We start from the raw sequence: 19,221 nt of genomic DNA on the forward strand, positions 1-19,221 counted from the left end.
CGGCGGCGCCGGTTCCTCGCCCGCGCCCCTGTACCTCCACGGTAAACGGCCAGGGCCGGTCACGGGTTCCGGACGACCCCCCAACCTGCCCGTAGGGGAAAACACCCATGGCGCCCGTGAAGCACCACATCCGCGCGCCCGGGGCCGCACCCCGAGGCCGCACGCCCGGAATGGCGCCGGCCCGCACGGCCGCCGCGGCACCGAAGTCCCACCGGCACGCGCCCCCGGCCCCGCCGAGCGCCACGACCCCCGAAACCTCGACCTCGGGCCCCCGAAACCTCGCCCCCAGGCGCCCGACCCCTCGACCTCGGCCCCCCGAAACCTCATCCCCGGGCGCCCGGGACCGTCCCCGGGCGCCCCACAGCGGCCTACGCCGGGACGATGTTCACCAGCTTCGGCGCCCGGACGATGATCTTCCGGATGCCCGCGCCGTTCAGCGCCGCGACCACGGCGGGCTCGGCCAGTGCCGCCGCCTCCAGGTCCGCCTCGGAGATCGACGGGGCGACCTCCAGGCGTGCCTTCACCTTGCCCTTGATCTGCACGACGCAGGTCACGGTCTCGTCGACGACATACGCCGGGTCGGCGACCGGGAAGTCCGCGTGCACCACGGTGCCGGTGTGGCCCAGCTTGTGCCACAGCTCCTCGGCGATGTGCGGGGCCAGCGGGGCGATCAGCAGCACCAGCCGCTCCGCGACGGTGCGCGGAACCCGGCCGCCCGCCTTGGTCAGGTGGTTGTTCAGCTCGGTCACCTTGGCGATGGCGGTGTTGAAGCGCAGGTTCGCCATGTCCTGGGTGACACCGTCGATCGCCTTGTGCAGGGCCCGCAGGGAGTCCTCGTCCGGCTCGGTGTCGACGACGGTGACCTCGCCGGTCGCCTCGTCGACGACGTTGCGCCACAGGCGCTGGAGCAGGCGGTACTGGCCGACGACGGCCCGGGTGTCCCACGGCCGCGACACATCCAGCGGGCCCATCGCCATCTCGTACAGGCGCAGGGTGTCCGCGCCGTACTCGGCGCAGATCTCGTCGGGGGTGACGGCGTTCTTCAGGGACTTGCCCATCTTGCCCAGGACGCGGCTGACCTTCTCGCCCTGGTAGTAGTAGCCGCCGTCGCGCTCCTCGACCTCGGCCGCCGGGACGGCGATGCCGCGGCTGTCCCGGTAGACGAAGGCCTGGATCATGCCCTGGTTGTACAGCTTGTGGAACGGCTCGGAGGACGAGACGTGTCCCAGGTCGTGCAGCACCTTGGACCAGAAGCGGGCGTACAGCAGGTGCAGTACGGCGTGCTCCGCGCCGCCCACGTACAGGTCGACGCCGCCGGCCGGCTGACCCTCACGCGGTCCCATCCAGTACTGCTCGATGTCCGGGGCGACCAGCGCGTCGGCGTTGCCGGGGTCCAGGTAGCGCATCTCGTACCAGCACGAACCCGCCCAGTTGGGCATGGTGTTGGTCTCGCGGCGGTAGCGCCTGATGCCGTTGCCGTCGCCCAGGTCCAGGTCGACATGGACCCAGTCCTCGTTGCGGGACAGCGGGGTCTCCGGCTGGGTGTCGGCATCGTCCGGGTCGAAGGTGCGCGGGGAGTAGTCCTCGACCTCGGGCAGCTCCAGCGGCAGCATCGACTCGGGCAGCGCGTGCGCCACGCCGTCCTCGTCGTAGACGATCGGGAACGGCTCGCCCCAGTAGCGCTGCCGGCTGAACAGCCAGTCGCGCAGCCGGAAGTTGACGGTGCCCTCGCCGATGCCCTGGCCGGCCAGCCAGGCGGTGATCTTCGCCTTGGCGTCCTCGACGCCCAGGCCGTCCAGCGAGACCGTCTCACCGGACGAGTTGACGATCTTGGCGTCGTACGAGGCGAAGGCGTCGTCCCAGGCCGAGGGGTCGGTGCCGCGGTCGTCCGACGGCTCGACGACACAGCGCATCGGCAGCTCGAAGGCGCGGGCGAAGGCGAAGTCGCGGCTGTCGTGCGCGGGGACGGCCATGATCGCGCCGGTGCCGTAGCCCATCAGGACGTAGTCGGCGATGAAGACCGGGACCTGCTCGCCGCTGACCGGGTTGGTCGCGAAGGCGCCGGTGAAGACGCCGGTCTTGTCCTTGGCCTCGGCCTGCCGCTCGACGTCCGACTTGGACGCGGCCTGCTTGCGGTACGCGGCGACGGCGTCGGCCGGGGTGGCGTGTCCGCCGGTCCAGACGTCGTGGGTGCCCTCGGGCCAGGCGTCCGGAACGATGGAGCCGGTGCCGGAGCCGTTGTCGGAGCCGGCGACCAGCGGGTGCTCGGGCGCCAGCACCATGTACGTCGCGCCGAACAGGGTGTCCTGGCGGGTGGTGAAGACGGTGATCTTGTCGTCGCCCACTGGGAAGTCGACCCGGGCGCCCTCGGAGCGGCCGATCCAGTTGCGCTGCTGGAGCTTGATGGCCTCCGGCCAGTCCAGCGCGTCCAGGTCGTTCAGCAGCCGGTCGGCGTAGGCGGTGATGCGCATGTTCCACTGGCGCAGCTTGGCCTTGAAGACCGGGTAGTTGCCGCGCTCGGAGCGGCCGTCGGCGGTGACCTCCTCGTTGGCCAGCACCGTGCCCAGGCCGGGGCACCAGTTGACCGGCGCGTCCGAGGCGTACGCCAGGCGGTACTCGCCCAGGACGTTGGCCCGCTCCAGAGCGGTCAGCTCGCTCCAGGGCCGGCCGTCGGGGGTCTGGCGGGTGCCGGCCTCGAACTGGGCGACCAGGGTGTCGATCGGGCGGGCCGCGTCCGCCTCCGGGTCGTACCAGGAGTTGAAGATCTGGAGGAAGATCCACTGGGTCCACTTGTAGTACGCCGGGTCGATCGTCTCGACCGAGCGGCGCTGGTCGTGGCCCAGGCCCAGGCGGCGCAGCTGGCGCCGCATGTTCACGATGTTGGCCTCGGTGGAGACCCTCGGGTGGGTGCCGGTCTGCACCGCGTACTGCTCGGCGGGCAGGCCGAAGGCGTCGAAGCCCAGGGTGTGCAGGACGTTGTGGCCCGTCATGCGCTGGTGGCGGGCGTATACGTCGGTGGCGATGAAGCCCAGCGGGTGGCCCACGTGCAGACCGGCACCCGACGGGTAGGGGAACATGTCCATGATGAACTTCTTGGGGCGGGCCACCAGCTCGGCGTCGCCGGCCAGCTCCCCCTGGGGGTTCGGGGCCTCGTAGGTCCCGTCGGTCTCCCAGAAGTCCTGCCAGCGCGCCTCGATGTCGGCGGCCAGCGCGGCCGTATAGCGGTGCGGCGCTGCCGTCTCGGCAGCGGTAGTCGTCTCGCTCATCGTCCTCAAAGCTCCATCGATCGTCTCTGCCTGCGGAAACGCGCCAAAATCCCCGGCACGCCGGAAACAAAAAGACCCCTCGCACAGGAGGGGACGCCGCGCCGATTCCGACGGGTTCTGTCATCCGTCGGTACTGATCAGCGCGGCCCGCTAAGCAGAAGGCGTACGGCACGCATGGCGTCAGGGTACCGCAGGGCGTACGGGGCCCGCGCTGAGGATTCCCCCAACACGGGCCCCGCCCCCGTTACCCCTTGCCCCTACCGCCGCTCCACCGGGGCCGCGGACGGCGCGGGGAGGCGGTGCCGTGCCCCGGTGTCAGGGGCGGTAGGAGCTGACATATCCGGCGCCCGGCGAGCCCACGCCCGTGACGTCGTCATAGCCGACGCCCGCATGCAGGGAGCTGTCCTTGCCCAGGCTGCGCAGCGAGGTCGTGGTGCCCTCGCCGGCGTCGGCGCCGTTGACGTAGTCGACGCGGACGACCGCCAGGTCACGGCCGGCACCCAGCGGGTGGTCGGTGACGTCGTGGTAGGCGGCGGTGCCGTAGCGCTGGTAGATACCGGGGTTGGCGAAGCCGATGGCGACGCCGTGCCGGGCCTGCTGGGCGAGCGCCTGGACGCCCGCGATCACCGGCGCGGCCAGTGAGGTGCCGCCGATGCGGTACTCGTCATAGCCGAGCTTTCCGCCCGGCAGGGTCTGGGTCTGGCCGACCAGGAAGCCGGTGTTGGGGTCGGCGACCGCGGCGATGTCCGGGACGGTGCGCATCGCGCCGCCGCCGTTCGCCTTCGCGAGCCCGTCCGGCACGATGCCGCGCTGGTAGAAGGGCTGCCCGACGGTCTTGCTGGTGCCGCCTCCTGCGCCGCCGTTGAAGGCGCCGGGGAATCCGGTCCAGTCGTTGCCGTCCTTGGAGAGCGCCGCCTTCAGGGTGCCCCAGCCGGTCTCCCACTGGTAGGCGTCGTGCTTGCCGACGGCCAGGGAGGTACCGCCGACCGCGGTCACCCAGGCGGAGTTCGCCGGGGTGTCGACCTGCTTGGTGCCGGTGTTGGCGACCTCGTCACCGTTGTCGCCGGAGGAGAAGTAGAAGCCGATGCCCTGCACCGCGCCCTGCTGGAAGAGCTGGTCGTAGGCGGCGGCCACGTCCGGGGTCTCGTTCGCCTCGATGTCGCCCCAGGAGTTGGAGACGATGTCGGCGAGGTGCCCGTCCATGATCTTGCCGAGCGAGTCGAGCAGATCGTCGTCCATGCAGGAGGCGCCGCCGACGTAGACGATGTCGGAGTCGGGGGCGACCGCGTGGACGGCCTCGACGTCCAGGGTCTCCTCGCCGTACCAGCCGGCCGCGCCGCAGTCCTCGATGTGCGTGTAGTCCGCGGGCAGCACCTGGGAGAGCTGGCCGCGGCGGTAGCGGGGGTCACCGTTGCGGGCGGCGTACTTGCCGGCGTCCTGGGCGATGGTCGGCGAGGCGTAGGCGTCGGTGATCGCGACGGTGACGTGCTTGCCGGTCCACTTCTTCGCCCCGTAGGCGGCCCGCAGCTGCTTGCCGGTGTAGCCCTTGATCGCGTACGGCGCCTTACCCCCGTAGGCGGACGGCAGCTTCTTGTCCGTCCTGGAGCCGTAGTACGAGGAGAACGGGCCGGAGTTGCGGAAGACCCCTTCCGGCGGCGGCAGTTCGCTGGAGTGGTGCTCGGCCATCCGCGGCGCGTTGTTCAGACCGGTGACCGTCAGCACCGCGCCGGCCAGCGAGGCGGGCGCGGAGGCGGTGGCCGACGGGGCGTGGTACGTGTGGCCGTTCTTGCGGTAGTTGTGCAGGTCGGTGGCGAAGGCCCGCTCGGCGGCGGCCGCGTCCCCCGTGATCGTCACATACCGGTTGGTGGTGCCGGTGACCGTCAGGCCGGACTTCTTCAGCCAGCCGGTCACCTTGGCTATCTGGTCGTGCGTGGCACCGTAACGGGCACGCACCTGGGCGGGGCTCAGGTACTTCCCGTACGCGGCGGAGTGCGGGTCGGACACGGCCCGGGCGTAGTCCGCGAGCCCCTTGGCGTCACGGCCGGCCAGGTAGACGCGGGCGGTGACGGCCGCGGAAGCGGAGGTGGCGCCCTGGTCGGCCTGCCGGGTGGCCCACAGGGGCTTGGTGCCCGCCAGCGCGTGCCGTCCGCCGTCGTGGCCCGCGGCGTCGGCGGCGGGTGCGCCGAGCGCGAGCGCACCGGCGACCAGCGGCAGCGTCGCTGCCCAGGCCAGACCGGCGCGGGCGCGCAGTGATCTGGTGCGGCTTGATCTCATGTAACCCCCTGCTGTGGCGATGCGGTGCGCCGCGGGGTGCCGCGCCGCGCCGGTGCGCGGGCGCGCGGCACCGCACGAGCGGTGAATGCGCGGGATGTGACGCTCGCGCGATGCGTCACTCTTTCGGTGAACCGTTCATGTCAGGGGCATGCGAGCACCAAGAAGAGACCAAGGAATGGCAAGCACGGACCAGGAAGGGGCGTGGAGCGAACACTCAACTCGCCATAACGGACGGCTCACTGACCGGAAATCAGCGCAATCCCGGACGAACCCCGCCGGGCGCGAACGGCCGGGACACCCTGGCCCCGCACACGCACAACAGAGCGGGCCGTCCGCATCGGACGACCCGCTCTGTTCACTGTGGAGCTAAGGAGAATTGAACTCCTGACCTCCTGCATGCCATGCAGGCGCTCTACCAACTGAGCTATAGCCCCGTATTCTGTTCCCGCCCGGTTCCCCGCTGCGGCATCGCCTACATTACACGGACCTCCCCGGCTTCTGCCAAATCGTTCTGCCCGGGGCCCCTCGGCGCGACGCGCGGTACTGTCGGCGATCTGTGTCCGATTCGTCCAGGGGAGCCGTACGCCGTGACCGCGCTGGAGCTGGAAGCGCCCACCGAGCCCGGCGGCGCCCGCCCCGGCAGGAGTCTCGTCCGCCGGTATCCGACCCATGCGGCGGCCCTCGCCTGCCTGGTCTCGTTCACCGTCTTCTGGGTCGTGCAGCGCCTCGCGCACGTGACGATGCTCGACCTCATGGTCTACCGCGCCGAGGGCTTCACCGTCCGCAACGGCGAGTCCCTCTACGACATGGTGGCGACCTCGGCGCACCTGCCCAACACCTACCCGCCCTTCGCGGCGCTGCTGTTCACCCCGCTCACCCTCCTCGGCGTCCCGGAGATGCGCACCCTCGCCACCGTCGGCAACCTCCTGCTGCTCGTCGCCGTCGTCCACCTCTCGCTGCGCCTGGCCGGCCGGCCCCGCAGGCTCCCCCGGCCGGCCGCGGCCCTCGCGGTCTCGGCGCTGCTGGTGTGGTGCGAGCCGGTGTGGACGACGCTGCGCTACGGCCAGATCAACCTTCTGCTCGCCGCGCTCGTGCTGTGGGACCTGACCCGCAAGGACACCCACCGGCTCGCGGGCATCGGTATCGGTATCGCGGCCGGCCTCAAGCTGACCCCGGCGCTGTTCGCCGTATTTCTCGCCGTGACCGGCGCCGTCCGCGCCGGGCAGCTGCTCCGCTCCGGCGCGGGGGCGCGCGCCGCCTGGAACCCCTGGCTGCGGCAGGCCGCCGTCGCCACCGGCACCTTCCTGGCCACCGCCCTCCTCTCCGCGCTCGCGCTGCCACGCGACTCGCACCGCTTCTGGACCGAGATCGTCTTCGCCGCCGACCGGGTCGGTGAGGTGGAGATCACCGCGAACCAGTCGCTGCGCGGCGCCCTCGCCCGGCTGCTGCACACCCACGATGCGGGCACCGCCTGGATCGTGGTCGCCGTTCCGGCCGCGGCCCTCGGTCTGGCGCTCGCTGCCGGATCGCTGCTGCGCGGGCAGCGCGCCTGGGCGGCCGTCGCCTGCGCCGCGACCGCTCTCCTGGTCAGTCCGATCTCCTGGTCCCACCACTGGGTGTGGTGCGTACCGATGGTGATCCTGCTCGGCTCGGAGGCGCTACGGCGGAGCGGCACCGCCGCCCGCCGCTGGTGGGCTGCCACCGTGGCCCTGGGCCTGCTGTTCTGCTCGTTCGCGCTGTGGTGGGTGCCGCACCGCTGGCACCACCACGAGGAACTGCACCAGAACGGCGCCCAGATACTGCTCTCCGACGTCTATCCGATCGCCGGTCTTGCGCTGCTGGCACTGACCGCGGCCCGGCTGTGGCGGCCCGGCGGGCGACCGGGGCGGAACAGCGAGCCCCGGCCTGCCGATACCGCGAGTGGCACATGAACCGGCTGCCCTCACTGCGGGATTGAGTCGTGGGGTGGGCCTGCGGAGTGGGGCTGCGGGATTGAGCCGCGGGACGGAGTGGTGAGAGTCGCACATGTGTCACAACGGCGCGCCCCTCGACGGCCGTTCCGCCTGACCGAAACCGCTCGAGACTGCTCGAGACTGCCCGCAGCCGCTCGGGAACGCTCACCCCTGACCGATACTGCCCGATTCTGGAGCGAACTGTCCTGTACCGCCCGAGGGTTGCCCGAGTCTGCGTCAGCCAGAGAAAACGGACGCCGCACCGGGCGGACACCCCCCTCCGCCTCCACGGGGGACACCCTCACTCACGGCCTCGCTCACGCCCCGCGCCACGCCCCCGCTCAGGCCGTCGCGAACGAGTAGAAACGCTTCAGCGTGCAGTGCTCGTCCAGCAGCCGCCCGTAGATCGGCTCCCCGTCGAGCTCACGGTAGGTCTCGATGGGGTCGCCTTTTATGACCAGGGCGCGGGCGCATTCCTCGCACCAGTACTGGTATTCGGCGTTGACCGGTTCCATGTCACGGACGATCGGCGTACCGCTGCCGCACCAGTCACATTTCCTGCTGTGGGCGCCCATCCATCAGCTCCAACTGTGGCCGCAGGCCGTACAAACGAAGGAAATGCCACCGTTGGCACCCAGCACCTGCGCCACATGGGAGGAGCGGCAGGAGGGGCATTGCAGAGCGGAACCGTCAGTGCCGCTGCCCGAGGGGAGGGGGCCGTCAACAGGGCAGGTGAAGCGGAGCGCATATTCCGGCAACCAGTCATAACCTTGCGCCTCGGCCACTTCGAGCAGGTCATTGACCTCCTCGAGGATGCTCGTGGGCATCGCGATCTCTCCTCCCCTGCCGGCGCCGTCCGATTCTGCCACGGACCACGGACCGGGTCAGGTCCGCCTTCTCGTCATCCAGGCCGACCCGCCCACCGCCGCCGCACCCGCCAGCGCGAGCATGCTCCCCCATAGTGCCCGCGACGGCGCACCGGCTCCCGCCTCCGCCAGCCGATTAAGGAAGAGTGTCCCGAAAAGGGAGGTCCCCAGCAGCAGTCCGACCTGGTTGACGGTCACCACGAGACCGCTCGCATCCGCCGCGTGCTCCGTACGTACGGACCCCAACGCGGCGGCAAGACTGGGGCTGTGGGCGAAACCGAGGCCCGCCCCGATGGCGCCGTACGCGACAAACAGCCAGACGCCGCCGCCGGCCCCGCCGTCCTTGAACGCCGGCCCGATCCCCACCAGCGCGGCGGACACCACCACGAACCCGCCCGGGACCAGGAAGGGATGCAGCCGTCGGGGCAGCCGCCGCCACCACAGCCCCACCGCCCCGTAGGCGAGCGCCGTGGGGACGAACGTCAACCCGGTGCGCAGCGCGCTGTAGTGGAGGGCGGTGGTCTACAACGCCCGTTATGACGTCCTGGCCTCCAATACGGCCTACCAAGAGGTCTTCCCCACCGTCGCGTTGGCGCGCGGTCCAGCCCGCAACGTCCTGTGGCAGCTCTTCACCACACCTCCCTGCTGCTGCACGATCCTCAACCGCGACGAGGAGTTCCCCGCCCTCGTGGCGCAGTTGCGCAGTTCGTACGGCCGGCATGTGGGCGAGCCGGCGTGGGAGTCGCTGATCGGGCGGCTGTCGCGGGTCAGCGCGGATTTCGCGCGGCTGTGGGAGGCCGGGGACGTCTCGCCGCCGCGGAACCGCATGAAGGTGATCCAGCATGCCTCGGTCGGTGAGATACGGCTGGTCTCGACGTCACTGGCGGTGGGCGGCGTCCCGGAGACCCGGATCGTCGTCTACACCCCGGCCGACGAGGAGAGCCGGGAGCTGACGGAGGCGCTGCGCGGCATCCATGATCCGCTGATCGGCTGCCCCGAGCATCTGCGGCCCGCCTCCCGGGCCCGCGCGGAGCTGGAGCAGCGATGGGAGCGCAGCGGCGGCGCGCCCGCGGAGCGCTGACCACGACCCCGGCCGGTGAGCGATTCCGTGTGGTGAGGGATCCCGTATAACGCAGAGATCCCGCCTCCGTCTGGAGGCGGGATCTTCCGGGTTGTGGAGCTAAGGAGAATTGAACTCCTGACCTCCTGCATGCCATGCAGGCGCTCTACCAACTGAGCTATAGCCCCGGGCCTTGTTCCGCTCCCCCGGGTTTCCCCCGGCGGCGCCGCGAACAAGAAGAACTTTAGCCTGCGACCTGCCCAGATGTGAAATCCAGTCGGCCGGGGCCGCCCTGCGGGGTCAGTCGTCGTCGCCGAGCACCGGCACCGGCAGAGTGCCGGCGTTGTGCTCCATCAGGCGCCAGCCGCGCGCGCCCTCGCCCAGCACGGACCAGCAGCAGTTCGACAGACCGCCCAGGCCCTCCCAGTGATGGGCCTCCAGGCCGAGCAGCCGGCCGATGGTGGTACGGATCGTGCCGCCGTGGCTGACGACGACCAGGGTGCCGTTCTCGGGCAGCTTGTCGGCGTGGTTGAGCACCACGGGAGCGGCCCGGTCGGCGACCTCGGTCTCCAGTTCGCCGCCACCGCGCCGCACCGGCTCACCGCGCTTCCAGGCGGTGTACTGCTCGCCGTACTGCGCGAGGATCTCGTCGTGCGTCAGGCCCTGCCACGAGCCCGCGTAGGTCTCCCGCAGGGCTGCGTCGTGCGTCACGTCGATCCGGGTGAGCGCGGCCAGCTCGTCGGCGGTCGCCGCGGCCCGTTGCAGGTCGGAGGCGATGATGACGTCCGGTCCGAGGGCGGCGAGCAGCCGGGCGGCACGGCGGGCCTGGCCGAGGCCCTCCTCGGTCAGCTCGATGTCCGTCGACCCCTGGAAGCGGCGTTCCAGATTCCAGGCCGTCTGGCCGTGGCGCCAGAGGACGATGCGGCGGCCCCGGCCGCCCTTGGTGCCGTTCAGAGCAGTTCTCCGTCCTGCTCGCCCGCCGTGGCGTCGGCGTGCTCCGCGGCCTTGCCGCGGGTGGCCTTGGCCTCCTCGGGAAGGTCGATCTCGGGGCAGTCCTTCCACAGGCGCTCGAGCGCGTAGAAGACGCGCTCCTCGCTGTGCTGGACGTGCACCACGATGTCGACGTAGTCCAGCAGCACCCAACGGGCCTCGCGGTCGCCCTCGCGGCGGACCGGCTTGACGCCGAGGTCCTTGTTGAGCCGTTCCTCGATCTCGTCGACGATCGACTTGACCTGGCGGTCGCTGGGCGCCGAGGCCAGCAGGAAGGCGTCGGTGATCGAGAGGACGTCGCTGACGTCGTACGCGATGATGTCGTGCGCGAGCTTGTCGGCCGCGGCCTGGGCGGCGGCGTTGATGAGCTCGATGGAACGGTCCGTGGCGGTCACAAGCGGCTTTCCGGGTCGAGGGGCAGCCTTTCCGGCCCGGCGGGGCAGCTGGCTCACTGCTGAGCCGCGGCGCGCGCCGCAGTCCCCATGGGCGACCGGATCGGCGGTCAAGTACCCCTCAAGGGTCTCACGGACCACCGACACTCCCGACTGGGTTTTCGAACCCTCTGGTCGGTTTCGATGTCCGGGCTGGTCAGCGCCGGATTCGGGACCGCTCGGCCCCGCCGTTCCTCGTCGGCGGGGCCGAGCGCGTCCGGTCAGCCCTTGTAGTCCTGGCCCAGGACCACGGTGATGTCGGCGTTCGCCGCGCCCTTGCCCTGCCCGACCGCGCCCGCGGGCAGGCCCAGGGTCTTGGCGACCTCCGCGGCCTTGGCCTTCTGGGCGGCGTCCGCGTAGGTGATCCGGGACGTGGCGGCGGCCCTGCCGGTGCCGTCGTCGACGAAGCTGTAGCCGCCGTTGAGCAGCGAGACCTGCGCCTTCTTCGTGGCTCCCGGGTTGCCGGTGGCGTTGCGGACCGCTACCCGGGCGGTCGCGTCGGGGGCGGTCTTCTTGACCGTGCCGCCGAGCACGTTCTTGACCACTTCGGCCGTGGCCGTCGGGCTGAGCGTGCCGTTCGCCTGCACGGGCAGCATGGTCGTGCCGTACCCGCCGGTCTTCGCCAGCTCCGCCCGCTGCGCCAGCGAGCTGCCCAGCTGGCCCTCGGTGAGCGGCGGGTCGAGCACCTGGAGCAGCGACTTCACGGTGGCGGTGGCGCCGTCGGCGTCGCTGGAGACCTTCTTCAAGGTCGCCTGCATGACCTGGCCGAACCGCTGGAGCTGCCGGGTCTGGGGCTCGCCCGGCGCCTGGTAGGTGGCGTAGGCGACGGCGGCCTGGCCGTTGAGGTCCTGGGCGCTGCCCTGCTTGACGACCGGGGAGGCGCCCTTCTTGGCGCCGGGCACGGTGGCGTCGGTGTCGAGGGTGATCCCGCCGACCGTCTCGACGAGGTTCTCCAGATACGGGGTGTCCAGCCGCCAGCTGGCCTTGAGGTCGGCGCCCAGGAGGCTGTTGAGGGAGTCCCGGGTCGGCTCGGTGCCGTCGTCCTTGACGGACTTGCCGAGCGTGGTGCTGGTCCCGTCGTCCTTGGAGACGATGAGGCTGTTGGGCAGGAGGACGGTGGTGCCCTTGTGGGTGGTCTCGTTGTCCACCAGCAGCGCCGTGGAGCTGTTCCCTGACTTGGTGTCCCGCAGGTGGACGACGAGGACGTCGCGCTTCTGCCCGCCTGCCGCGGCCGCCGGTCCGGTGCCGGGGCCCGCCAGACCGGGCAGCTTGCCCGCCCACCACAGATAGCCGACGCCGCCGGCGACCAGCAGAGCCAGCACGACGGACAGCGCCACGATCCGGCTGCGGCCGCGCCGCTTGGCCTCCTCGCGCCGCTCGGTGCGGCTCTCGGTGAACTTCAGCCAGTCGATGACGTCTTCGGAGTCCTCGTCCGGCTCCTCGATGAAGGAGAACTGCTCCGTGCGGTACTCCGGGTCGTCGGCCGAGGGCCCGGGAGAGCCGCTCGCGGGACCCTGCTGCACGGTGTCGTCCGCCGGGGCGCGCGGGGCCGGCGGCCGGGGCTGCCTGTCCTGGTGCTGCGGAGCGGGCTCGTCGTAGCGGGGCTGCTCCGCGTAGGAGACCTGCTCGTACGGGGACTGCTGGGCCTGCTGCGGGATCCACTCCTGCTGCTGCGGCTGCTGCTGGGGCTGCTGGGGCTGGGCGTACGGGTCGTACTGCTGGGGATAGCCCGGCTGGGCCTGCACCTGCCGGCCGTCGTACGGGTCATAGCCGTACTCCGCCTGCCCCTGCTCGTACGTCGGGTGGCCCTGCTGCGCCTGCGGGGCCTGGCCGCCGCCCTGTTGGCCGGCGTAGGGGTCGTAGCCCTCGTAGGCGGCCGGGGCGGCCGGCTGCCCGTAGGCGTCGTAGTGCTGCTCGTACGACGACGGTGCGGCGTCGCGGTACACCGGCCGCCCGTAGGCGTCGTAGGTGTAGCTCGTCTGCCCCTGCTGCCCCTGCTGCCCCTGGGCATATGGGTCGTGGGCATACGGGTCCTGCGGCCCGTACGGATCCTGTCGGTCGCTCACCGGTGCCCCTTTCCGTCAGCCCCGTCAGCGGTCGTTGCGGTACAGCTCTTTTTTGTCGATGTAGCGCACCACACCGTCCGGCACCAGATACCAGACCGGATCCCCCTGGGCGACACGCGTGCGGCAGTCGCTAGAGGAGATGGCCAGCGCCGGCACCTCGATCAAGGACACCGCCCCCTCGGGCAGCCCGGGGTCCGCGAGGACATGGCCGGGCCTGGTCACCCCGATGAAGTGGGCGAGCGAGACCAGCTCCGCGGCATCGTGCCAGGTCAGAATCTGGCTGAGCGCATCGGCGCCGGTGATGAAGAACAGATCCGCGTCACGGTGCTCCGCCCGCAGATCACGCAGCGTGTCTATCGTGTACGTCTTGCCGCCACGGTCGATATCGATCCGGCTGACGGAGAACTGCGGATTGGAGGCGGTCGCGATGACCGTCATCAGATACCGGTCCTCGGCCGGGGACACCTTCTTGTGACTCTTCTGCCACGGCTGTCCCGTGGGTACGAAGATGACCTCGTCGAGGTGGAACTGGCTGGCCACCTCGCTGGCGGCGACCAGGTGTCCGTGATGGATCGGGTCGAACGTCCCGCCCATCACTCCGAGTCGCCGCTTCACGGGCCCTGTGTGCTCTCCCATGCGTGCAGACCCTACTGGGCGGCGCGCGATACCGGGGGCCGGGTGCCGGGGCTCAGCGGTCCCGGTTGAAGCGGGTCGTGATCCAGAGCAGGAGAAGCAGGACAACCAGGGCGCCACCGCCGGTCACGAAGGGGCTGAGGCTGGCGTGACCGCCCTCGTGTCCGGGTTCGGCGGCGAGGGAAACCAGGGACTGTGCGGTGGAGTGCAGGCTCATCGTCAGCAGGACCAATCCGGGCTGGGGTCGGGCGGAGACTTCCACCACATCGTAAGCGCCGTCTCACCGCGGGCTCACGGCGACTCCGCCCGGACGCGCCCGGAGGGAGCCCGCGGGGTCAGTCCTGGCCGTAGCCGCGCAGCAGGAACCAGGCGAGCAGGGCGGCGCCCACGACGCCGACGATGATCACGGTTCGCAGGATCCACCCGGGCCCGCCGTCCCTGGCGGTCTCCTGGGCTGCGGCGAGCAGCACGCTCGGATACGGCATGACGGTGCGCTCCTCTGGTACGGCCCGTGTGGTCATTTGTACGGGCCTGTGCGGGCATTGGTGCGATCGCCAGCGTACGCCCGAGCATCCATTCGGCTGTCGGTGGCGTCCTCTAGTCTGAAACACACGCAGTCGAACAGGGGGAGGCCCCAATGACGGAGAGCCCAGGCGGCAGCGCGAACGTTCCGAGCCGGGACCGGCGGCGGTTCCCCGGTATCTCGTCGCGGTCGTACGAGCACCCGGCGGACCGGTCGGCGCTGGTGGCGCTGCGCAAGCTGAGCGGGTTCGACACCGTCTTCAAGACGCTCAGCGGCTTGTTGCCGGAGCGCAGCCTTCGGCTGCTGTTCCTGTCGGACTCGGTGCGGGTGGGCGAGCAGCAGTTCGCGCACCTCAACGACATGCTGCGCGATGCCTGTTACATCCTGGACCTGGAGAAGGTCCCGCCGATGTACGTCAATCAGGACCCGCAGCCCAACGCCATGTGCATCGGTCTGGACGAGCCGATCATCGTGGTGACGACCGGCCTGGTCGAGCTGCTGGACGAGGAGGAGATGCGGGCGGTCATCGGCCATGAGGTCGGGCACGCCCTGTCCGGGCACGCCGTCTACCGCACGATCCTGCTGTTCCTGACGAACCTGGCCATGAAGGTCGCCTGGATCCCGCTGGGCAATGTCGCGATCATGGCGATCGTGACCGCACTGCGCGAGTGGTTCCGCAAGTCGGAGCTCTCCGCGGACCGCGCCGGGCTGCTGGTCGGGCAGGATCTGAAGGCCTCGATGCGCGGTCTGATGAAGCTGGCCGGCGGCAATCATCTGCACGAGATGAATGTCGACGCCTTCCTCAAGCAGGCGGAGGAGTACGAGTCGGGCGGCGATCTGCGCGACTCCGTGCTGAAGATCCTCAACCTGCTGCCGCGCAGCCACCCGTTCACGACCGTGCGGGCGGCCGAGCTGAAGAAGTGGGCGGAGAGCCGCGACTACCAGCGGATCATGGACGGCCACTACCCGCGCCGGGACGAGGACAAGGACACCTCGGTCTCCGACTCCTTCCGGGACTCCGCGGCGCACTACGCCGACTCGGTGCGCAACAGCAAGGACCCGCTGATGGGTCTGGTGCGCGATATCGCCGGCGGCGCGGGCGATCTGGGCGGCAAGCTGCGCGACACGGTCTTCCGTGGCGGCGGCACGCGTCCCGACGGCTCGGGCGGCGCCAACGGCACCGGCGGAACCGGCGGAACCGGCGGAACCGACCGCCCGGAGGGCTCCTAAGGGCCCCTAAGGGGCTCCTAACGGATCGGATGCCGCGGCTTCGGCTGGGCGGAGGGCGCCAGCTCACCGCAGAGTGAGGGGTTGGCACGGTCCCTGGCATAGGGGTCGGTGCCCGTGGGCCGGTCCTTGCCGGCGTGCTGTCCCGCGAACAGCGGGCGCAGCGCGTCGGCCGGCTTCGAGGAGCAGGCCAGCGGCCCGGCCTGGAGGCTGCTCTGGAGCACCTCCAGGCGGTGGTCGGTGAGGTTCTCGCGGCTCAGCCGGAAGTGCACCTCGCGCCGGACGGTGACCAGCGAGGCGGCGCCCGGGGTGGCCTTGCCGACGTCCTGGGCCCGAGCGGCGTCCTGCGCGCCCGGGGCGGGCCGTACGGCGTAGACGAAGGTGTAGTCGGCGGTCACGTCGAGCGCGTCCGGGCTCAGCTCCGAGGCGGAGAGGGTGCCGTTGACCCGTACGTTCCGGTCGGCGAGCCGGGTCTGCTTCGGGTCGAAGCGGACCAGCCAACCGGTCGCCGCATTGTGACCGTTGTCGTCGGGGCGCGCCAGGCTGCGGTCGAACTGGTCGAGTTGGCTCGTGTCGAGCAGCAGCCGCACCGGCCGTACGGAGCCGCCGGTGAGGGTGTCCGGGTCCAGCGAGGAGCGGACGATGTAGTCCTTCGCGACGGTCAGGGCGGAGACGAGCTGGCCGTCGGAGAAGTGCTCGGTGCGGGTGACGGGGGGCAGATTCACGCCCGCGGCGCCGATCCGGTAGTTGGCCGCGGGGCTGTGGGCGAAGAGATCCTCGGGTGTGGCGCCCGGCACCTCACCGGCCGGCGCGAGCGGCACCACCGCGGAGCGCAACGGCTGTGACCGGACCGTCTCCGGGGTTTTGTACGGGTGGCGGATGCCCATGTAGACGGCGGTGCCAAAGGCGAGAACGATCAGCAGCACCAGCAGGACGGCCTGCCGGGAGCCGCCCAGCCGCATCCACGCATGCCGGGTCCTGACCGCCGGCGAGTGATGCTCGCCCAGCCGCTCGTCCGCGGAGAATTCCTGTAGCCGAGCAGCCCGCACGAACGATTCGTCGAAGACGACGGATCGGTATTCGTCCTCACCGCCTCCCTGGGCGCCGTTGGGCGTCCCTTCGGGAGGGTCACCAGGCCCGGTCATACAACAAGAGTAGGTCTGCCGGGGCGAAGGTAAACGCTGGGGCGCCGGACAAGTTCACCGGTTCGATTCCGTTTCAAAAACCCGCTTTGCGGGCAGCGCGCCACGGCGTCAGCTCGGCCTGGGCACGGCCGAGAAGGACGGGCGCACGGGCCCCGCCGACGGCACGGACGGCAGGCCGGGCCGCGCCGTCCGGACGCTGTCCATACCGGCCGTGGTGGGGGCGTCCACCCCACTGGACGTGGGCGCCGGTGCCGGGCTCTGGGTCCGCCCCGAGGAGCCCCGGTAGACGGCGCTGAAGGCCAGCGCGACCAGCCCGATGCCCATCACCACGGCCAGCACCCAGGCCACCGGCCGGTGCCAGCGGCTGCTGCCGCGGTAGGGGCGCAGCGCACCGCCGTAGGGCCCGTACGGGCCGTAGGGGTAGTCGCCGTACTCACCGTCGTCCTCGTACTCCGGGTAGTCGCTGTACCCGTCGTAGTCGTCGGCTCCCCGGGCGCGGCGGTGGCCGCGGGGGCCGAGCTCGTCCGGGTCGTCGCCCTCGGGGCCGAAGCCGGGCCCGGAGCGGGCCGCCTCGGCCTCGGCGCGCGCCTCGGCGGCGGCCAGCATCCGCTCGACCGCCGAGGGTTCATGAATCTGCGCGGACCGGACGAATTCCTCGTCGAAGACCACGGAGGCGAATTCTTCGTCCGCTTTTCCGTGGCTCCCGTGGTGGTGCTCGTCGGGCTCTTCACCGTCCGGGAACGGCTTGCCCCCCACGTCGTCCGACACCCGTCCAGGTTAGCCCCGGGCGGTCCTTTTGGGCAGAGAGAACGGGGAATCCGGGGGACGCTTCAGCGGGTGTGGCCGTCGCCCGTGAGGATGTACTTGGTGGACGTCAGCTCGGGCAGCCCCATGGGGCCACGGGCGTGCAGCTTCTGCGTCGAGATGCCGATCTCCGCGCCGAAGCCGAACTGGCCGCCGTCGGTGAAACGGGTCGAGGCATTGACCGCGACCGTGGTGGAGTCCACCAACTGGGTGAAACGGCGGGCGGCGGCCTGCGAGGTGGTGACGATCGCCTCGGTGTGGCCGGAGGTCCAGCGCCGGATGTGCGCCACCGCCGCGTCCAGGTCGGGCACCACGGCGGCCGCGATGTCGTACGAGAGGTACTCCGTCGCCCAGTCCTCGTCGGTGGCGGGGGCGACCAGCCCGGGACCCGCCTGCTGCCAGGCGGCGTCACCGTGCACGATCACCCCGGCCTCGGTCAGCGCCGCCAGGGCGCGCGGCAGGAACTTCTCGGCGATCCCGGCGTGCACCAGCACCGTCTCGGCGGCGTTGCAGACACTGGGCCGCTGGGCCTTGGAATTGACCAGGATGTCGACGGCCATGTCGAGGTCGGCGGCCTCGTCGACGTAGACGTGGCAGTTGCCGGTGCCGGTCTCGATGACCGGGACCGTGGACTCCTCGACGACCGTACGGATCAGGGACGCGCCGCCGCGCGGGATCAGCACATCGACCAGACCGCGGGCACGCATCAGCTCGCGCACCGAGTCGCGGCTCTCGCCGGGCACCAGCTGCACCGCGTCGGCGGGCAGCCCGGCGCTCCGGACGGCGTCCCGCAGCACGTCCACCAGGGCGCTGTTGGAGGCGTACGCGGAGGACGAGCCGCGCAGCAGCACGGCGTTGCCGGACTTCAGGCACAGGGCCGCGGCGTCCACCGTCACATTGGGCCGGGCCTCGTAGATGATTCCGATCACACCGAGCGGGACCCGGACCTGCCGCAGGTCGAGACCGTTGGGCAGGGTCGAGCCGCGCAGCACCTCGCCCACCGGGTCGGGCAGCGCCACGACCTGGCGGACATCGGCGGCGATGGCCGCGATCCGCTCGGGGGTCAGGGTGAGCCGGTCCACGATCGACTCGGCGGTGCCCGCGGCCCGCGCCTTCGCGGTGTCCTCGGCATTGGCGGCGACGATGGTGCCGGTTTTGGCCACCAGGGCGTCGGCGATGGCGAGCAGCGCTGCGTCACGGGCCGTACGCGGCAGCGGCGCCAGGACGGCGGCGGCCTCCCGCGCGCGGCGGGCGGTCTCGAGGACGGGCGAGGAGTGCGATGCGCTGCTGGTCATGGCGGCAGCCTAGCGGGGCGGCAGGCCGCGGCCACGCCGTATCTCACAGCGCGGGACGCGGACGACCGCTGGTCAGAAGGGATGGACGCCGACCGGTGAGGCCGGGGGCGGGCCGTACCCCTCCGCGATGCGCTGGTGGTAGGTCTCGCGGTCGATGACTTCCAGGCCGACGATCTCCCACGGCGGCAGCCTGGCCGTCGAGCGGTGCTCGCCCCACAGCCGCAGCGCGACCGCCGCGGCGTCGTGCAGGTCCCGCGCCTCCTCCCAGTAGCGGATCTCGGCGTGGTCGTTGGCGTAGCGGCTGGTCAGCAGGAAGGGGTGGTCGTGGGCGAGCTGTTCCAGCGCCCGCCTGACCTCCTTCAGCGGGGCCTCGGCGCCGGAGACACTGAGGGTGATGTGCCACAGCCGGGACGCCTCCCGGCGCCCGCCCTCGGGTCCGGGCCGCGCCGCCCTGTCCCCCTCCGCGTCCCGCTCGTCCGGCCGGCCGGTGTCCTCGGCGGTCCCGACGCTGGTCAGCGTGCGTTCCGCCGCCCCTCGGGGCAGGGCCCCTGGGCGCCCTCGTCTCACCGGCGGCCTCCTGTGATGCGAATCGCTCCGCCCTCGGGGGTGCGGAGCCGTCGTACGTCGGCGGGTGCGCTCGTGCGCTGCGGGCGCCGCTCCCCTGCGGCGCCTCCGCAACAAAGTTGACC

18 protein-coding genes and 2 tRNA genes are annotated in these 19,221 nt (G+C 71.3%); 3 read left to right on the forward strand and 17 right to left on the reverse strand.

Translation table 11 applies throughout. The features are described 5' to 3' along the window. Positions 1-368 precede the first annotated feature (368 nt). The 3 genes from M8I34_RS13175 to M8I34_RS13185 all read right to left on the reverse strand — a co-directional run bounded on the left by M8I34_RS13175 (position 369) and on the right by M8I34_RS13185 (position 5,974). Positions 369-3,266 (reverse strand): leucine--tRNA ligase, encoded by a 2,898-nt coding sequence (locus tag M8I34_RS13175; RefSeq protein ID WP_250049649.1) that lies wholly within the window; start codon positions 3,264-3,266, stop codon positions 369-371. A gap of 315 nt (positions 3,267-3,581) precedes the next feature. Further along, positions 3,582-5,540 (reverse strand): protease pro-enzyme activation domain-containing protein, encoded by a 1,959-nt coding sequence (locus M8I34_RS13180; protein WP_250049650.1) that lies wholly within the window; start codon positions 5,538-5,540, stop codon positions 3,582-3,584. Between the two features lie 361 nt (positions 5,541-5,901). Beyond that, a tRNA-Ala gene (locus M8I34_RS13185) sits at positions 5,902-5,974 on the reverse strand. Between the two features lie 153 nt (positions 5,975-6,127). Between M8I34_RS13185 and M8I34_RS13190 the strand changes: the two genes are divergently transcribed. Beyond that, on the forward strand, positions 6,128-7,471 hold the full coding sequence (locus tag M8I34_RS13190) for a glycosyltransferase 87 family protein (RefSeq protein WP_250049651.1): 1,344 nt from the start codon (positions 6,128-6,130) through the stop codon (positions 7,469-7,471). A gap of 362 nt (positions 7,472-7,833) precedes the next feature. Here the strand turns inward: M8I34_RS13190 and M8I34_RS13195 are convergent, their stop codons facing one another. Genes M8I34_RS13195 through M8I34_RS13205 form a run of 3 tightly spaced genes read right to left on the reverse strand, consistent with a single transcriptional unit; the run spans position 7,834 to position 8,844 of the window. Next, complete coding sequence (locus M8I34_RS13195) at positions 7,834-8,067, reverse strand: hypothetical protein (RefSeq protein WP_129296442.1); 234 nt, start codon at positions 8,065-8,067, stop codon at positions 7,834-7,836. A 3-nt stretch (positions 8,068-8,070) separates the two neighbouring features. Continuing rightward, complete coding sequence (locus tag M8I34_RS13200) at positions 8,071-8,319, reverse strand: hypothetical protein (RefSeq protein ID WP_250049652.1); 249 nt, start codon at positions 8,317-8,319, stop codon at positions 8,071-8,073. Positions 8,320-8,376: 57 nt separating this feature from the next. Then, positions 8,377-8,844 carry a hypothetical protein gene (locus M8I34_RS13205; protein WP_250049653.1) on the reverse strand — a complete coding sequence of 156 codons (468 nt, stop codon included), beginning with the start codon at positions 8,842-8,844 and terminating at the stop codon, positions 8,377-8,379. Positions 8,845-8,875: 31 nt separating this feature from the next. Here M8I34_RS13205 and M8I34_RS13210 point away from each other — a divergent pair, with 31 nt between their 5' ends. After that, a complete protein-coding gene (locus tag M8I34_RS13210; RefSeq protein WP_250049654.1) occupies positions 8,876-9,439 on the forward strand; it encodes a hypothetical protein in 564 nt (187 codons plus the stop codon). 94 nt (positions 9,440-9,533) lie between these two features. Here the strand turns inward: M8I34_RS13210 and M8I34_RS13215 are convergent. The 7 genes from M8I34_RS13215 to M8I34_RS13245 form a co-directional block, all read right to left on the reverse strand. Next, positions 9,534-9,606: transfer RNA gene (locus tag M8I34_RS13215), tRNA-Ala, on the reverse strand. A gap of 112 nt (positions 9,607-9,718) precedes the next feature. Beyond that, entirely contained in the window at positions 9,719-10,372 is a 654-nt protein-coding gene (locus tag M8I34_RS13220) for a histidine phosphatase family protein (protein WP_250049750.1), read from the reverse strand. Further along, positions 10,369-10,803 (reverse strand): ribosome silencing factor, encoded by a 435-nt coding sequence (rsfS, locus tag M8I34_RS13225; RefSeq protein WP_030984431.1) that lies wholly within the window; start codon positions 10,801-10,803, stop codon positions 10,369-10,371. The genes M8I34_RS13220 and rsfS overlap by 4 nt, the downstream gene beginning before the upstream one ends. Before the next feature lie 257 nt (positions 10,804-11,060). Then, positions 11,061-12,905: a LytR C-terminal domain-containing protein gene (locus tag M8I34_RS13230; RefSeq protein ID WP_250049655.1), complete on the reverse strand. Its 1,845-nt coding sequence runs from the start codon at positions 12,903-12,905 to the stop codon at positions 11,061-11,063. A gap of 24 nt (positions 12,906-12,929) precedes the next feature. Then, positions 12,930-13,541 carry a nicotinate-nucleotide adenylyltransferase gene (gene nadD, locus M8I34_RS13235; RefSeq protein ID WP_051817862.1) on the reverse strand — a complete coding sequence of 204 codons (612 nt, stop codon included), beginning with the start codon at positions 13,539-13,541 and terminating at the stop codon, positions 12,930-12,932. A 52-nt stretch (positions 13,542-13,593) separates the two neighbouring features. Continuing rightward, entirely contained in the window at positions 13,594-13,755 is a 162-nt protein-coding gene (locus tag M8I34_RS13240) for a hypothetical protein (RefSeq protein ID WP_030082024.1), read from the reverse strand. Positions 13,756-13,873: 118 nt separating this feature from the next. After that, positions 13,874-14,023 carry a hypothetical protein gene (locus tag M8I34_RS13245; RefSeq protein WP_250049656.1) on the reverse strand — a complete coding sequence of 50 codons (150 nt, stop codon included), beginning with the start codon at positions 14,021-14,023 and terminating at the stop codon, positions 13,874-13,876. Positions 14,024-14,175: 152 nt separating this feature from the next. Here M8I34_RS13245 and M8I34_RS13250 point away from each other — a divergent pair, with 152 nt between their 5' ends. Next, a complete protein-coding gene (locus M8I34_RS13250; protein ID WP_250049657.1) occupies positions 14,176-15,291 on the forward strand; it encodes a M48 family metallopeptidase in 1,116 nt (371 codons plus the stop codon). Between the two features lie 17 nt (positions 15,292-15,308). Here the strand turns inward: M8I34_RS13250 and M8I34_RS13255 are convergent, their stop codons facing one another. The 4 genes from M8I34_RS13255 to M8I34_RS13270 all read right to left on the reverse strand — a co-directional run bounded on the left by M8I34_RS13255 (position 15,309) and on the right by M8I34_RS13270 (position 19,099). Continuing rightward, a complete protein-coding gene (locus tag M8I34_RS13255) occupies positions 15,309-16,433 on the reverse strand; it encodes a hypothetical protein (protein WP_250049658.1) in 1,125 nt (374 codons plus the stop codon). Between the two features lie 108 nt (positions 16,434-16,541). Then, positions 16,542-17,201: a hypothetical protein gene (locus tag M8I34_RS13260; RefSeq protein ID WP_250049659.1), complete on the reverse strand. Its 660-nt coding sequence runs from the start codon at positions 17,199-17,201 to the stop codon at positions 16,542-16,544. A gap of 62 nt (positions 17,202-17,263) precedes the next feature. Beyond that, positions 17,264-18,532: a glutamate-5-semialdehyde dehydrogenase gene (locus M8I34_RS13265; protein ID WP_244414813.1), complete on the reverse strand. Its 1,269-nt coding sequence runs from the start codon at positions 18,530-18,532 to the stop codon at positions 17,264-17,266. A 72-nt stretch (positions 18,533-18,604) separates the two neighbouring features. Further along, the gene (locus M8I34_RS13270) at positions 18,605-19,099 is read right to left on the reverse strand and encodes a hypothetical protein (protein ID WP_250049660.1); all 495 of its coding nucleotides are present in this window, start codon (positions 19,097-19,099) and stop codon (positions 18,605-18,607) included. Positions 19,100-19,221: the final 122 nt, after the last annotated feature.

The organism is Streptomyces sp. MCA2, from assembly GCF_023544705.1.
Classification (GTDB): domain Bacteria; phylum Actinomycetota; class Actinomycetes; order Streptomycetales; family Streptomycetaceae; genus Streptomyces; species Streptomyces decoyicus.